This is a genomic window from Thiohalorhabdus sp. (genome assembly GCF_046545655.1).
Classification (GTDB): Bacteria; Pseudomonadota; Gammaproteobacteria; order Thiohalorhabdales; family Thiohalorhabdaceae; genus Thiohalorhabdus.
Window position 1 is genome coordinate 1 of record NZ_JBKGZG010000003.1, and the last position, 13,640, is coordinate 13,640.

Here is a 13,640-nt window from a genome sequence, read left to right on the forward strand (position 1 = left end):
CAACCTGGAGAAGGCCTATTTCCACGAGATCATCGACGGGGTGGAGATGGACCTCACCACCCATCGGTACGAGTCCTTCTCTGACCTTCAGCTCTACTGCTACCGGGTGGCATCGGTGGTGGGCCTGCTGTCCATTGAGATCTTCGGCTATGGGAATCGGGCCACACGCCGGTACGCCCACAAGCTCGGACTGGCCTTCCAGCTCACCAATATCCTGCGGGACGTGGGCGAGGACGCGGGGCGCGGCCGCATCTATCTGCCCCAGGAGGATTTGCGGGCTCACGGGGTGGCGGAGAGCGACATCCTCGCCGGTCGGTCTTCCGAGGCCTTCTCCCGCCTCATGGAGTTCGAGGGCCAAAGGGCCCGGGACTTCTACCGCCAGGCCCTGGAGGAGCTCCCGGAGGAGGACCGCTACAACCAGCTCCCCGGCTTGATCATGGCGGCCATCTACCGTCAGACCCTCCAGGAGGTGCTGGATGCCGACCAGAGCGTCCTGACCCATGAAATCCGGCTGACGCCGCTGCGCAAGTTCTGGATCGCCTGGAAAACCTATCGGCGGGAGCGCAAGCGGGCCAAGTGCGCCGCCAATCAATGAACCGTGAGGAGGACGAAGTGGGAGGGGAGACAGGAACGCCATCCGCGCCAACCCTGAAGGGTCGGGTCTATCTGGTTACCGGGGCGGGAGCCGGAGTGGGGCGGGCCGTGAGCCTGGCCTTCGCCGCCGCCGGGGCCACCGTGGTCCTGCTGGACAAGGAGGTGTCTCGGCTTGAGGCCCTCTACGACGAGATCGAGCAGCAGGGCCATCCTCAGCCGGCCATCTTCGCCGTGGACCTGGCCGGGGCGCAGCCCGAGGATTACGCCCGCCTGGCGGAAACCATCGAGGGAGAGCTGGGCCGGCTGGACGGGATCGTGCACGCGGCCGCCATCCTGGGCGCCCTTACCCCGCTGGAGCAGTTCTCCCCGGAGACCTGGGAGAAGGTCCTGCGGGTGAACCTGACCGCCCCCTTCCTCCTCACCCAGCCCCTGTTGCGGCTGCTGCGGCAGGCCGAGGATCCCACCGTGACCTTCGTCAGCGATGAGGTCGGCGGGCGCCCTCGGGCCTACTGGGGGGCCTACGGCGTCTCGAAGGTGGGGCTCGAAGGCTTGGCCCGCATGCTGGGGGAAGAGACGGATCAGGCCAGGGTCCGCGTCAACGTGGTGGAGCCGGGTGCCGTCCGTACCGCCCTGCAGGAGGAGGCCTATCCCGCCGTCGATCCGGCCCATTGGCGGGATCCCGCGGACCTGGCCCCCTTGTTCCTGGAGCTTGCGGCCCCGACTGGCACGCCCCGCCAGGGAGAGCGGGTGGGTCCGGACGACCCCCTATTCGGTTGATTTCTTAAGGGGTTGGCTTGCCAGGCCGGCGTCCCCCGCGCCGGCCTTCCTTGTTTCCGGACCCCTCATTATTTCCCTCTGTACACGGGAACTTTCTCCCCTCCCGCGGGGCCTCATTGGGTCTCGTTCCGTCCCAAACCGGCCACCATGGCCGCGCGGCTGTCCAGATTGGTCCAGCTTCCCGGGAAGGGGAAGAGGGATGTTCCCCATATGGTACGGCGTTCGATATGGTATGGGGATTGCAGAAAGGGCACCGTCTCCGAATGGGGACGGTGATGATCCCCGGCTGGCATGGCTCTTCCGGTCGCCTGCCACGGGGTCCCCGGTGCATTGCCGGTATCGGCGGCATTCCCGACCAGGGTCGGGTGGGGAATGCCGACGGCCATACCGGACTTACCCGTTATCGAAGAGCCCTGGTCGGGCGGGTTCGAAAACCCAACGGACGCTTTTTGAGGTAAAAGCAATGGATCTCACCCTAACCCAAGAAATCCTCCTCTGGGGGTTCCTGGTGGCCGTGGTGATGGGCGCGGTCGCCAACAAGACCAACTTTTGCACCATGGGCGCAGTCTCGGACTGGATTAACATCCAGGACACCGGCCGCATGCGCTCCTGGGTCTTCGCCATGGCCGTCGCTATGGCCGGTGTCCTGCTGATGGGCGTAACCGGGGTCATGGATCCTGCCATTACAGCAATCAGCTCCGGCCAGGCCGATGCCTTCACTGGCCTGAGCACCTTCCCGCCGTATCGGAACGGCAACTTCGTCTGGCTGGGCCACATCGTGGGCGGCCTGCTGTTCGGCATCGGCATGACCCTGGGCAGTGGCTGCGGCAACAAGACGCTGGTCCGCATCGGCGGGGGCAACCTCAAGTCGGTGGTGGTGCTGGCGTTCATCGCCCTCGGCGCCTACCTGATGATGTTCCACGAGGGCACCCAGCGGCTTCTGCAGGTGCCGATGAGCTCCGTCGCCGTGGACCTGGAAGGACTCGGAGCCAATGACCAGTCCCTGGGCGGCATCATTGGTCCGATGGTGGGCGCCTCCGCGAGCACCATGAACTACGTGCTGGGCACCATCCTGGTTATCGCCCTCCTGGCCTTTGCCTTCAAGTCCCAGGATTTCCGGGGCCGCTTCAACAACATCCTGGGCGGTGCCGTGATCGGCTTGGGAGTGGTGGCCGCTTGGTACGTGACCGCCGGACCCAAGGGCCAGGAGTGGATGGGCGAGATGGCCATGGCCTCCGACAAGCCCGTTCAGCACGCCTCGGCCCAGTCCTACACCTTCATCTCCCCCGCGGGGGACTTGGCTCGGTGGTTGACCGAGGGCTTCGGCTCCAACCTCCTGAGCTTCGGCCTCCTGGCCCTGGCCGGCGTGATCGTGGGCTCCCTGCTGTGGGCCCTGGTGAGCCGCACCTTCCGGTTCGAGTGGTTCGCCTCCTGGAAGGACGCCGGCAGCCACATCATCGGTGGCTTCCTGATGGGCATCGGCGGCGTGATGGGCATGGGCTGCACCATCGGGCAGGGTGTGACCGGCGTGTCCACCCTGGCCCTGGGCAGCTTCCTGACCTTCGCCTCCATCGTGGTGGGCGCGGCCCTGACCATGAAGATCCAGTTCTACAAGATGGTGTACGAGGACGAGGCCACCTTCGGCAAGGCCCTGGTCGCCGGCCTCGCCGACATGAAGCTGCTGCCCAACGGCATGCGCTCCCTGGAGCAGGTGTGAGGAGCGCCGCCTCGGTTAGGCATCCTTTCTAGAAGCTCTAGTAGGTTGCTCGTGCCAGCCCCCGCCTTGCGGGGGCTTTTTTGTTGGGGACTCAGGAGCCGGAGCGGGCCAGGCGGAAGCCGGTGAAGGGCCAACGGGCGTCGGTGGGGAAGAAGTTGCGGTAGGTTTCCCGGATGTGGGAGCGGGGGGTGGCGCAGCTGCCGCCGCGCAGGACCATTTGATCCACCATGAACTTGCCGTTGTACTCCCCCACCGCCCCTTCCGGGGGGCGGTAGCCGGGGTAGGGGAGGTAGGCGCTTCCCGTCCATTCCCAGACATCGCCGAGCATCTGGACCGGCGCCCGGCCTTCCCCCGGGGCCGGGACCGGATGCAGGAGGTTGTCCTCCAGGAAGGTCCCTCGGGGGCCGGGGCGCTCCCGGGTGGCCACCTCCCATTCCGCCTCGGTGGGGAGGCGCGCCCCGGCCCACCGGGCGAAGGCGTCGGCCTCGAAGTAGCTCACGTGGCATACCGGCTCGTTGGGGTCCACCGGGCGCCGGCCGCGCAGGGTGAAGACGGTCCACGAGCCGTCGGCGTCCCGGCGCCAGTACTGGGGCGCCTCCCAGCCTTCCTTCCGGAGCCGGTTCCAGCCCACCTCCAGCCACAGCTCGGGGCGGCGGTAGCCCCCGTCGGCGATGAAGTCCAGGTACTCCCCGCAGGTGACGGGGCGGGAGGCGATCTGGAAAGGCTCCAGGAAGACCCGGTGCTGGGGACCTTCGTTGTCGTAGTGGAAGCCCCCTCCTGGATGGCCCAGCTGGCGGATTCCCTCGCCGAAATGGTGCCAGGTCAGCGGCGGGGACTCCCGCCCGGCATGGGACGGGGGCCTCCAGTAGACCGGGTCCAGGGGATTGCAGCTGAACAGGTGCTTGAGGTCCATGAGGATCAGCTCCTGGTGCTGCTGCTCGTGGTTGAGGCCCAGCTCCACCAGCCCGGCGATGGCCTCCCCCTTTGGCGAGTCCAGCAGGGCGTCGATGGCCGCGTCCACATGGGCGCGGTAGGCGTAGACCTCCTCGAGGGCGGGGCGGGTGAGCAGTCCCCGCTGCGGGCGGGGGTGCTGCTCGCCGATGCCGTTGTAGTACGAATTGAAGAGCACCCGGTACTGCTCCCCGAAGGGCCGGAAGCCCTCCTGATGGGCTTCGAGAATGAAGGTCTCGAAGAACCAGGTGGTGTGGGCCAAGTGCCATTTGGCCGGGCTGGCCTCCGTCATGGACTGGGCCAGGCAGTCCTCGGGGGAGAGCGGGGCACAGAGGGCCTCGGTGGTCTGACGGACCCGTCGGTAACGATCGGTGAGGCGGTCCGTGTCGGGGGCGTTTTGTATGCTCGTCATGGGATCCCCTTCCGTTTCGTAGCGAAGGGCCAACCTGGATTCAAGGGACTGGGTAGGCCAGCGGATGCCGTGGGGTCAATCGGGGCTCCCGGCAGTGGGGCAATCCACCCGCAGGGGGCAGGCGCCGCAGCGGGGGCGGGGCTTGCAGTGGTCCTTGCCCAGGGCAACCACCAGCGCGTGGTATTCGTTGAACAGGGCGCGGTCGGTAGGCAGGGCCGCATGGAAGCGCGCCTGGACGTCCCCGTAGGAGAGGCCCGTCTCCAGAAGGTCCAACCGCTGGAAGATGCGCACGGTGTAGGCATCCACAACGAAGACGGGGTGGTCTAGGGCGTAGAGCAGGATGGAATCGGCGGTCTCCTCTCCGACCCCTTTCACCCGCAGGAGCTCGTTGCGGACGGAGGTGGTGGGGCGCGGGGCGAGATGCCGGATGTCTCCCTCCGGGCATTCCCCGAGGAGGAACTCGCAAAGGGCGCGCAGTCGCGCCGCCTTGACGTTGAAGTAGCCGGCGGGGCGGATGAGCTCGGCCAGCCGCTCGGGGGAAAGGTCCAGGAGCCCCTGTGGGGTCAGGCAGCCCGCCTCCTTGAGGTTGGCGATGGCGCGCTCCACGTTGGTCCAGGCGGTGTTCTGGGTGAGGACGGCGCCCACGGCCACCTCGAAGGGGGTGTCGGCCGGCCACCAGTGCTGGGGGCCGAAGGCCTCCAGGAGGCCCTCGTAGATGCCGGCGAAGGAAAGCCCTACGCCGGGTCGGACCCCGGAATTCGGCTCAGCCATCCTCGCCTCTCCGGGCATGGCTGGGCCTTCGGGCCAGGTCCCGAAGGGCGGCCACCGTCTCGGCCCCCAGCTCCCGGTACTGCCCGGGCTCCAGGTCCCGGGGGAGGGGGACCGGGCCGTAGCGGGTGCGCAGGAGCCGGCTCACCGGGTGGCCCACCGCCTCCAGAAGCCGTCGCACCTCCCGCTTGCGGCCCTCGGTGAGTACCACCCGCAGATCGGCATGGCGCCCCCGGACGGGCAGGAGCTCGACGCTTTGGAAGCGGGCCGGCCCATCCTCCAGCTCCACCCTGGAGACGAGACGCTCCCGGGTCGCCTCGTCCGGCACGCCGCGAACCCGCACCCGGTACTCCCGCTCCACCTTGCGGGAGGGGTGCATGAGGCCGTTGGCCAGGTCGCCGTCGGTGGTGAGCAGAAGCAGGCCGGAGGAGTTCACGTCCAGCCGGCCCACCTGGAGCCAGCGCCCGACACCGGGCGCGGGCAGGCGGTCGAAGATGGTGGGACGGCCCTGAGGGTCGGAGCGGGTACAGACCTCGCCCACCGGCTTGTGGTAGGCCAGCACCCGGGTCTCCGGTTGGGTGGGGCCCTTCACCAGCGGTTTGCCGTCCAGGGCCACCTCGTCCCCGGGCCCCGCGCGATCCCCCGGCCGCGCCACGCGGCCGTTGATGGTCACCCGGCCGGCGGCCACCCAGGCGTCCGCCTGCCGGCGGCTGGCCCATCCGGCCCGGGCCAGAACTTTCTGCACCCGTTCATCCATCCCCGGCCTCCGGACTGGAAGTTCCGGGACCCTCCTCGGGAGCCTCGCTCTCCGCCCCGGCGGCGATGTCCAGGTGGGCGGCGAGGGAGGCCAGGTCCGCCTCCTCGACTTCCTTGAGGGGGGGCAGCTCGTCCAGGCTGTTCAGGCCGAAGTAGCTTAGGAACTGTTTGGTGGTGCCGTAGAGGGAGGGGCGGCCCGGGACGTCCTTGCGGCCAACCACCTGGATCCACTGCCGGTCCGTCAGGGTCTTGAGGACCCCTGAGCTGAGGGTGACGCCGCGAATGTCCTCGATCTCCGAGCGGGTGGCGGGCTGGCGGTAGGCGATGATGGCCAGGGTCTCCAGAACGGCCCGGGAGAAGCGCGGCGGCCGGCTCTGGTGGAGGCGATAGACCCAGGGGTTGGTGTCGGGGTGGGTCTGGAACTGGTAGCCGCCGCCCGTGTCCACCAGGCGCACGCCGCGGTCGGCGTACTCCTCCTGCAGCTTGGAAAGGACGCCCTCAAGGGACGCGCGCCCGGGGGCCGCCTCGTCGTCGAAGAGGCGCTGCAGCTGGGCCACCGACAGCGCCTCCTGGGCGGCGAACAGGGCGGCCTCGACGATCCGGCGCAGCTTGTCGGTATCCTCGGTCATGGCACGCGGATATAGAGGGGATGCAGGGCTTCCACCTGGACCAGCTCGATCATCCGGCTCTTGGCCAGCTCCAGCAGGGCCAGGAAGGTCACCACCAGCCCCTCGCGGCCCTCCTGGCCGTCCAGGAGCTCGGTGAAACGGTAGGCGGTGCCGCTCTCCAGACGGGCCAGCACTTCGCTCATGCGCTGGCGCACGGTGAGCCCCTGCGGGCCCACCTCGTGCTCCCTGTGCAGCTCCACCCGCTGCAGTACCCCTTGGAAGGCCTCCAGCAGGTCCAGCAGGGAGGCCTCGGCTTGGGGGGTCTCCGCCGCGGGGTCCATGGGGGCGCGGGCCACGAAGAAGTCGCGCTCCTGCCGAGGCAGCCGGTCCAGGGCCTCCGCCGCCTCCTTGAAGCGCTCGTACTCCTGCAGGCGGCGGATCAGCTCGGTGCGGGGATCCTCCTCCTCGTCCTCCTCGGCGGCGGGGGGACGCGGCAGCAGGGTGCGGGATTTCATCTCGGCCAGCGTGGCGGCCATCACCAGGTACTCGCCCGCCAGATCCAAGCGGTTCTGGCGCATGAGCTCCACGTACTGCATGTACTGGTGCGCCACCGCCTGGATGGAGATGACGGAGATGTCCACGCGGTGCCGCCGGATCAGGTAGAGGAGGAGATCCAGGGGGCCCTCGAAGGAATCGAGGAACACCTCCAGGGCCTCCGGGGGGATGTAGAGGTCGTCGGGGAGCTGGACCAGCGGCTCCCCGTGGACCTTGGCGACGGCCTCGGCTTCGCTCATGCTCGCCCCCGCCGGCGGGTCAGCGACCCAGCCCCAGGACGCCCCGCACCTCGGTGAGGGTCTCCTCGGCGATGCGCGCGGCTTGGCGGTTGCCCTCGGCCACCAGCGCCCAGACTCGGTCGGGGTCCGCGGCGAGCTCCTCGGCCCGTTTGCGGATGGGGGCCTGCTCGGCGAGCACCGCCTCGATCACCGGCCCCTTGCAATCGACGCAGCCGATGCCGGCGGTGGTGCAGCCCTCGTGGGCCCAGGCCTTCGTCTCCGCGTCGGAGTAGACCTGGTGGAGCTCCCACACCGGGCATTTCTCGGGGGTGCCGGGATCGGTGCGCCGTACCCGCGCCGGGTCCGTGGGCATGGTGCGGATCTTCTCCGTGACCTGCTCGGGGGCCTCCCGCAGGCCGATGGTGTTGCCGTAGGACTTGGACATCTTGCGTCCGTCCAGCCCCGGGAACTTGGCATCGGGGGTAAGCAGGGCCTCGGGTTCGGGCAGGATCTCCCGGGCGCGCCCCTCCAGCTCGCCCAACAGGCGCTCCCGGTCATCGCGTCCCAGGTTCTGCTGTTCCCCGAGCAGGCCCTTGCCCTGTTCGAGGGCCTCGCCGTCGCCGGCCTCCCGCCACGCCGCGCGCAGCTTCTTGAATTGGCCGGCGGCTTTCTTGGGCATCTTCTTGAGGGCCGCCTCCACCCTTTCGTCGTGGTCCGCCTCGCGGCCGTACAGCCAGTTGAAATGGCGGGCCACCTGCCGGGTCAGGTCCAGGTGGGAGAGCTGATCCTCGCCCACCGGGACGCCGTCGGCCTTGTAGATGAGGATGTCAGCGCTCTGCAGCAGGGGATAGCCGAGGAAGCCGTAGGTGGCCAGGTTCCGGTCCGCCAGCTGCTCCTGCTGGTCGCGGAAGGTCGGCACCCGTTCCAGCCAGGGCAGGGGGGTGATCATGGACAGCAGCAGGTGCAGCTCCGCGTGCTGCTTCACCGCCGACTGGACAAACAGCACCGCCTGCTCGGGATCGACGCCCACCGCCAGCCAGTCCACCAGCATCTCCCAGGTGGCCTCGGGGATGCCGCGGGGGTCCTCGTAGCTGGTGGTCAGGGCGTGCCAGTCGGCAACGAAGAAGAAGCAGTCATTGGCCTTCTGCAGCTCCAGCCAGTTCTTGAGCACGCCGTGGTAGTGGCCGAGGTGGAGGCGGCCGGTGGGGCGCATGCCGGAGAGGATCCGCTTGCCTTGAGGCTGTTCCAGGGATGTCGTGGTCATGGTCGGTTCGTTATGCGAGGAATTGCAGCAGGGTCCGCAGGTCCATGCCCGCGAGGCCCATGAGGGAGTCGGAAACGTAGAAGATGGGGCCGCCGATGATCAGGCCCAGGGTGCCGGTGAACAGCAGCACCAGCAGGATGGGCAGGCCGAAGGGCTCCAGGTAGGAGACCCAGCGGCTCGCCGGGTGGGGCAGCAGGCCCACCGCCACCCGCCCGCCGTCCAGGGGCGGGATGGGCACCAGGTTCAGGACCATGAGCACGGTGTTGATCAGGATGCCTGCCGCGCCCATGAGCATGAGGGGTTCGCCGAGGTAGGCCATGCCCGGCAGCATGGCCAGACCGACGGCGGTCACCACAGTCCACGCCAGGGCCATGCCCAGGTTGGCCATGGGGCCCGCGAGGGCTACGTAGACCATGTCCTGCTTGGGGTTGCGCAGGTTGCCGAAGGCCACCGGCACCGGCTTGGCCCAGCCGAAGATGAACGGCGAGCCCAGGATCACGAGGACTGCCGGGAGGGCCACCGTGCCGATGGGGTCCACGTGCCGGAGTGGATTGAGCGTCAGGCGGCCCATGACATAGGCCGTATCGTCCCCGAACAGCCGCGCGACCCAGCCGTGGGCCACCTCGTGCAGGGTGATGGCCAGAAGCACCGGCGGCGCCCAGATGACGATCTTCTGAATCAGGGTCAATTCCATCGCGGAAGTATAGGGGTTGGGTGTGTCGCGGGGCAAACCGGCGGAGGGCAGAAACCCGCGCCCCTCATCGGGGTCGAAGGTTGGGCCGCGGCCTGCTAAGGTGGCGGCCCTCCCCCGGAGAGGAAGTGGGGAGGGGCTGCTTTATGGGTAGATCAAAGATCCTGTTTGCCCCTGCAGTTCGCTTATGGAATTATCCCAAAATTCTTAAATTCCCCAGACGAACAGGCGACCGCATTCGCACGAGCGCCAGGAGGAGGGCCTCATGGAAAAGCTGCTGATGGTTATGGTGAACACGGATCCGCGCCACGGGTCCGAGCTGGGCGCGCCGTTCTTTCAGGCCACCGTGGCCGCGGCCATGGAGTTCGAGGTGGAGGTCGTCATGACCGGCGGCGCCGGCGAGCTGGCCAAGAAGGGCGTGGCCGAGAACCTCGTGGTCCAGGAAGGCAGCGACAAGACCGTCTATGACTTCATCAAGGACGCCCACGAGGCCGGCGTGAAGTTCATGGCCTGCACCCCCACCCTGGATCTGCTGGGCGTCGACAAGGACGGCCTGATCCCCGAGGTCGAAGAGGTGGTAGGCGGCGCCTACGTCATCACCCAGGCGATGGACGAGGACACCTGCGTGATGACCTACTAAGGTCGACCTTCGCAGTGCCAAAGCCCGCCGGAAACGGCGGGCTTTTTTTCGCCGTGTTGCCAGGGTCCGTGGGCTGGGACCCGGACCGGGTGTCTACTCCCGCTCCTCGATGCGGGCGATGAGTCCGAAGCGGGGGTGGTCGAAGTAGTAGTACTGATCCGGCAGCAGGCGGCGGCTCTGGCGAAGGAAGTAATGGCGGGTATCCACCCCCCAGGGCATCCAGCGGCGGTGCTCGGTGAGCGCCAGGTTCACGGCAAGGTGCGCGTACCGGCCCTTGTGGAAGGTGAGGGAGCCCTGGAGACGGTCGGTGATCCAGTCGGCGGGTTGATCGCCACCCCCATCGCCGAGGAGAGTCCGGAGGGGCCGGTCCGCCACCCCTTCGAGGGCGGCGAAGCTCGGCCGGATGCTGGCCGGCCAGGATTCTTCCAGCGTCACCGGAGTGGCCTCCTCCTCGGGGACTGCCGGGGCCGTGAGCGTCCCCTGGGCAAGGGGGCGGTAGTCATCGTCGCGGGACAGGCGCTCCCAGAGGCCCTCCATGGGATCCTCTTCCTCCGGAGCGTTACCCGATCCCGCCCCATCGGCCCGCAGCGCCAGTTCGTCGCGACGCGGAGGGGAGGCGAGGGCCGGGTCGTCCCAGTAGTCCTGGTGCTGGAACAGCAGGAAGCGGACCACGTAAGGGGTCTCTTCCTGATCCGAGGGGTCCTCGGCCACCGCCCCGGCCGGACTCGTTACCAGAGCCGCGGCTCCCGCCAGCAACGTCAGGACAAAGTGCCTCACTGTTCGCTCGCCTCGCTCTCTTCCGATTCGGTGCCCGCCGCCGGGTGGGCGGCGCCCTCCAGCCATTCCAGGAACGATCCCGCTTCGGGGATCTCGTGCGTTTCGGAGAGGGCGCGCAGGGGCTCCACGCCCCGGCTGCGCACGGTCTCCGGGTCCCCGGCAAGGTGCAGGGCCCGATTGTACACCTCCGTCGCCTCGGCATGGCGGCCCTGGCCGAGGAGGGCGAGGCCGAGGGAGAACAGGGGGCCCGGACGGTCCTCCTTCTGGTCCAGGGCCTGGCGGAAATCGGTCTCGGCCTCGTCGAAGCGGCTGGCCTGCAGGTTGATCCGGCCCCGGAGCATCAAGCCGTCCACGGAGTCGGGGGCCTGTTCCAGCAGGGCGCTGACGTCATGCACCGCCCGCTCGAGGTTACCACGTTCCAGCTCCATCTCGGCCACCTCGCCGAGCAGGGCCGGGTCGTTGGGCTGGACCTGAAGGGCCTGGCGGTAGCGCTCGGCGGCCGCATCCCAGCTTCCCAGCTGCCAGAGAACCCGCGCATGGGCGCTCAACAGTAGGGCGTCCTCGGGGTTGGCCTCCAGGCCCTCCCGCAGCAGGCGCTCGGCCTCCTCGGGCTGCTGGCGGCGCGCCAGGAGATTGGCGTACTGGCGGAGGGTGCCCGGGTCGCCGGGGGACTGCTCCAGGGCGTGGCCCAGGACCCGTTGGGCCTCTTCCTGCCGGTTCAGGGAGTCCAGCAGATAGGCGTAATAACGGGCGATGTCAGCGCGCCTGGGGTCCGCCTCCAGGGCCCGCTTGTAGTGCGCCTCGGCCTCCTCCACCCGGCCGGTGTGCTCCAGGATCCAGGCCAGGTTGGAAAGGCTGTCGGCGGTGCTGGGGTGGCGGCGCAGGAGCTCGCGGGCGTAGCGCTCCGCCTCGGCGTAGTTGGATTTGCTGTCCGCTTCCAGCATGGCGTAGTAGAGCTCGTCGTCGGTGAGCAGATCCAGGCTGCGGTCGCTCACCGCGGTGGCCACCGTTTCCAGATAGGCCCCCGCCTCCGGGGAGACCGGCGACTGCAGGTCGAGGTGCTCCTCGCGCAGCTTCTTCAGGGCGTTCTGCTCCTCCTCCACGGCCCGCTCGATCCGGGACCGCTCCTCGGTAAGGAACTCGTCGATGAGCTTGCGGGTGAGGCGGCGTGTTTCCTCCTTGTTCTCCTCAAGGATGGACTCGCGCGCCTCCTGGGCCACCTGCTCCACCTTCTCCGACAGGCTCCTGCTGAACTCCTCGCTGCGCAGATGGCTGCTGGTGGCGCGCTCGATGATGTCCCGCAGCATGGTGTGGATGTAGCCGAAGCCGAAAACGCCGAGCAGGATGAGCACGAAGGTACCCACCCGCATGTAGAGGGCCAGGGTGGATTCCAGGCTGGAAGTCTCGTCGGCGAGGCGCTGGTCGAGGCTCTCAACGCGCGTCCCCGTCTGTTCCCGGATGTGGGACAGGTCGCTTTCCAACCGGGTGGTGCGCTCGCGGAGCTCCTGCACCTGGCGGCGCAGCTGACCGTTCTGCTCACGGAGGACATCGATGCGCTCCTGCAGGGCCCCCGACGGCCCGTCGGGGCCCTGCAATTGGGGAAGCTCGGGCGGCTGCTGCGCTAGGGCCGCGGTGGAGAACAATGGCAAGGCCCCGGCCAGGAGCAGGGCGAGGGCGGCGTACAGGACCCGGGGAATGGGCGGCAAGGCGTTCCCTCCGCAGGGATTGGTCAGGTTTCCGCGGCTTGGCGAAGCCGGTCGATTTGCGCGTCGGTGAGCCCCAGGAGATACAGGGCCCCGTCCAGGGAGCTGTGGATGAGGTTGTAGGGGGCCCGTTCCCGCACCTTGGGCTTGGCGTGGAAGGCCAGGCCCAGGCCCGCCTCGGCGATCATGGGGAGGTCGTTGGCCCCGTCGCCCAAGACGATGAGCTGATCCGCCCGCAGGCCCAGCCGATCGCGGAGCTCGCGAAGGTTGGTGGCCTTGCGCGCGCCATCCACGATCTCGCCCAGAACCCGGCCCGTCAGCCGGCCCTCGGCCACCTCCAGCACGTTGGCGTCGGTGTAATCCAGGCGGAGCTCGTCCTTCAGGCGGTCGGTAAAGAAGGTGAAGCCGCCCGACACCACGGCTACCCGAATTCCCATGCCCCTTGCGGTCTCCACCAGGCGCCGGGCGCCGGGATTGGCCACGATGCGCTCCCGGTACACCGATTCCAGCACATCCTCGGGCAGCCCCTCCAGCATCTTGACCCGTTCGATCAGGCTGCCCCTGAAGTCCAGCTCGCCGTTCATGGCCCGCTCGGTGATGGCCGCCACCTGGTCCTTGACGCCGGCGTGCTCGGCGATCTCGTCGATGCACTCCACGGCCAGGAGGGTGGAATCCATGTCCATCATCAGCAGGCCGGGCTCCGGCTGCTCATCCCGGGGCGGCAGCACCGCCAGGTCCACCCCAGCCTCTTCCGCGGCGGGGCGCAGGGCCCGGGTCAGCTCGTGGGGCTCGGCGGCGGGGCCGGCGAGGGTCAGCTCCACGGCGGCGTAGCTCTCCGAGAGGGTGCGCAGGCCGGTGACAACCAGGCCCTGTCCGTTCAGGGCCTCCGCCACCTCCATCAGTCGGGTCCCGTCCAGGTCCCCTCCCAGGGCCACCGCCCGGAAGGAACGGTCTCCGTGCCGGGCGACCCGCCATCCATAGGCCGTTCCGGAGGCAGCCAAGGCCTCGCCCAGAAACCGGTCAAGCGCTTCCCCGGTGGGGTCCGGAAGGCTCTCCACCGTCCCCACCGCCAGGCGGAAGTCCCCGAAACCCAGGGTTTCCACCGGGCCGGCTAGCCCGTCCAGGCCTTGCAGGGCGGCGCCGGGGTCGGAGCCGGGCGCGGCGGAGAAGGCATTGATCCGGTACGCATGCTGGGCCATGTGGGTCTCC

14 protein-coding genes are annotated in these 13,640 nt (G+C 68.7%); 4 read left to right on the forward strand and 10 right to left on the reverse strand.

Going from position 1 to position 13,640, the window contains the following annotated elements:
- The 3 genes from ACLFRB_RS01305 to ACLFRB_RS01315 all read left to right on the forward strand — a co-directional run.
- On the forward strand, positions 1-595 hold a 595-nt coding region (locus tag ACLFRB_RS01305; protein ID WP_411067190.1), incomplete at its 5' end, for a squalene/phytoene synthase family protein.
- Positions 596-612: 17 nt separating this feature from the next.
- The gene (locus tag ACLFRB_RS01310) at positions 613-1,371 is read left to right on the forward strand and encodes an SDR family NAD(P)-dependent oxidoreductase (protein WP_411067191.1); all 759 of its coding nucleotides are present in this window, start codon (positions 613-615) and stop codon (positions 1,369-1,371) included.
- Between the two features lie 463 nt (positions 1,372-1,834).
- Complete coding sequence (locus ACLFRB_RS01315; RefSeq protein WP_411067192.1) at positions 1,835-3,088, forward strand: YeeE/YedE family protein; 1,254 nt, start codon at positions 1,835-1,837, stop codon at positions 3,086-3,088.
- A 91-nt stretch (positions 3,089-3,179) separates the two neighbouring features.
- Here ACLFRB_RS01315 and egtB read toward each other — a convergent pair whose 3' ends face one another.
- The 7 genes from egtB to ACLFRB_RS01350 all read right to left on the reverse strand — a co-directional run bounded on the left by egtB (position 3,180) and on the right by ACLFRB_RS01350 (position 9,314).
- On the reverse strand, positions 3,180-4,451 hold the full coding sequence (gene egtB, locus ACLFRB_RS01320) for an ergothioneine biosynthesis protein EgtB (RefSeq protein WP_411067193.1): 1,272 nt from the start codon (positions 4,449-4,451) through the stop codon (positions 3,180-3,182).
- Positions 4,452-4,526: 75 nt separating this feature from the next.
- The gene (locus ACLFRB_RS01325) at positions 4,527-5,222 is read right to left on the reverse strand and encodes an endonuclease III domain-containing protein (protein WP_411067194.1); all 696 of its coding nucleotides are present in this window, start codon (positions 5,220-5,222) and stop codon (positions 4,527-4,529) included.
- Entirely contained in the window at positions 5,215-5,976 is a 762-nt protein-coding gene (locus ACLFRB_RS01330; protein ID WP_411067195.1) for a pseudouridine synthase, read from the reverse strand. The genes ACLFRB_RS01325 and ACLFRB_RS01330 overlap by 8 nt, the downstream gene beginning before the upstream one ends.
- A complete protein-coding gene (gene scpB / locus ACLFRB_RS01335; protein WP_411067196.1) occupies positions 5,969-6,604 on the reverse strand; it encodes an SMC-Scp complex subunit ScpB in 636 nt (211 codons plus the stop codon). Before scpB ends, ACLFRB_RS01330 begins: the two co-directional genes overlap by 8 nt.
- The gene (locus ACLFRB_RS01340; protein WP_411067197.1) at positions 6,601-7,377 is read right to left on the reverse strand and encodes a segregation and condensation protein A; all 777 of its coding nucleotides are present in this window, start codon (positions 7,375-7,377) and stop codon (positions 6,601-6,603) included. The genes scpB and ACLFRB_RS01340 overlap by 4 nt, the downstream gene beginning before the upstream one ends.
- Positions 7,378-7,396: 19 nt before the next feature.
- Complete coding sequence (locus ACLFRB_RS01345) at positions 7,397-8,620, reverse strand: tryptophan--tRNA ligase (RefSeq protein WP_411067198.1); 1,224 nt, start codon at positions 8,618-8,620, stop codon at positions 7,397-7,399.
- 10 nt (positions 8,621-8,630) lie between these two features.
- A complete protein-coding gene (locus ACLFRB_RS01350; protein ID WP_411067199.1) occupies positions 8,631-9,314 on the reverse strand; it encodes a site-2 protease family protein in 684 nt (227 codons plus the stop codon).
- A 262-nt stretch (positions 9,315-9,576) separates the two neighbouring features.
- On the opposite strand from ACLFRB_RS01350, the gene ACLFRB_RS01355 reads away from it, so the two are divergent.
- A complete protein-coding gene (locus ACLFRB_RS01355) occupies positions 9,577-9,951 on the forward strand; it encodes a DsrE/DsrF/DrsH-like family protein (RefSeq protein WP_411067200.1) in 375 nt (124 codons plus the stop codon).
- A 93-nt stretch (positions 9,952-10,044) separates the two neighbouring features.
- On the opposite strand, the gene ACLFRB_RS01360 is transcribed toward ACLFRB_RS01355, so the two are convergent.
- From ACLFRB_RS01360 to serB, 3 genes are read right to left on the reverse strand one after another with little or no spacing between them, the layout of a single operon-like run.
- Positions 10,045-10,728, reverse strand: coding sequence for a CsiV family protein (locus ACLFRB_RS01360; RefSeq protein WP_411067201.1), 684 nt, complete (start codon positions 10,726-10,728; stop codon positions 10,045-10,047).
- Positions 10,725-12,434 carry a tetratricopeptide repeat protein gene (locus tag ACLFRB_RS01365; protein WP_411067202.1) on the reverse strand — a complete coding sequence of 570 codons (1,710 nt, stop codon included), beginning with the start codon at positions 12,432-12,434 and terminating at the stop codon, positions 10,725-10,727. The genes ACLFRB_RS01360 and ACLFRB_RS01365 overlap by 4 nt, the downstream gene beginning before the upstream one ends.
- Before the next feature lie 23 nt (positions 12,435-12,457).
- A complete protein-coding gene (gene serB / locus ACLFRB_RS01370; protein WP_411067203.1) occupies positions 12,458-13,630 on the reverse strand; it encodes a phosphoserine phosphatase SerB in 1,173 nt (390 codons plus the stop codon).
- Positions 13,631-13,640 lie beyond the last annotated feature (10 nt).

Excerpts from the sequence above, each read along its gene's own strand:
- ACLFRB_RS01325 (WP_411067194.1), bottom strand. The coding sequence starts at position 5,222 with ATGGCTGAGCCGAATTCCGGGGTCCGACCCGGCGTAGGGCTTTCCTTC.
- scpB (WP_411067196.1), bottom strand. The coding sequence starts at position 6,604 with ATGACCGAGGATACCGACAAGCTGCGCCGGATCGTCGAGGCCGCCCTG.
- egtB (WP_411067193.1), bottom strand. The coding sequence starts at position 4,451 with ATGACGAGCATACAAAACGCCCCCGACACGGACCGCCTCACCGATCGT.
- serB (WP_411067203.1), bottom strand. The coding sequence starts at position 13,630 with ATGGCCCAGCATGCGTACCGGATCAATGCCTTCTCCGCCGCGCCCGGC.
- ACLFRB_RS01330 (WP_411067195.1), bottom strand. The coding sequence starts at position 5,976 with ATGGATGAACGGGTGCAGAAAGTTCTGGCCCGGGCCGGATGGGCCAGC.
- ACLFRB_RS01355 (WP_411067200.1), top strand. The coding sequence starts at position 9,577 with ATGGAAAAGCTGCTGATGGTTATGGTGAACACGGATCCGCGCCACGGG.
- ACLFRB_RS01350 (WP_411067199.1), bottom strand. The coding sequence starts at position 9,314 with ATGGAATTGACCCTGATTCAGAAGATCGTCATCTGGGCGCCGCCGGTG.
- ACLFRB_RS01315 (WP_411067192.1), top strand. The coding sequence starts at position 1,835 with ATGGATCTCACCCTAACCCAAGAAATCCTCCTCTGGGGGTTCCTGGTG.
- ACLFRB_RS01345 (WP_411067198.1), bottom strand. The coding sequence starts at position 8,620 with ATGACCACGACATCCCTGGAACAGCCTCAAGGCAAGCGGATCCTCTCC.
- ACLFRB_RS01340 (WP_411067197.1), bottom strand. The coding sequence starts at position 7,377 with ATGAGCGAAGCCGAGGCCGTCGCCAAGGTCCACGGGGAGCCGCTGGTC.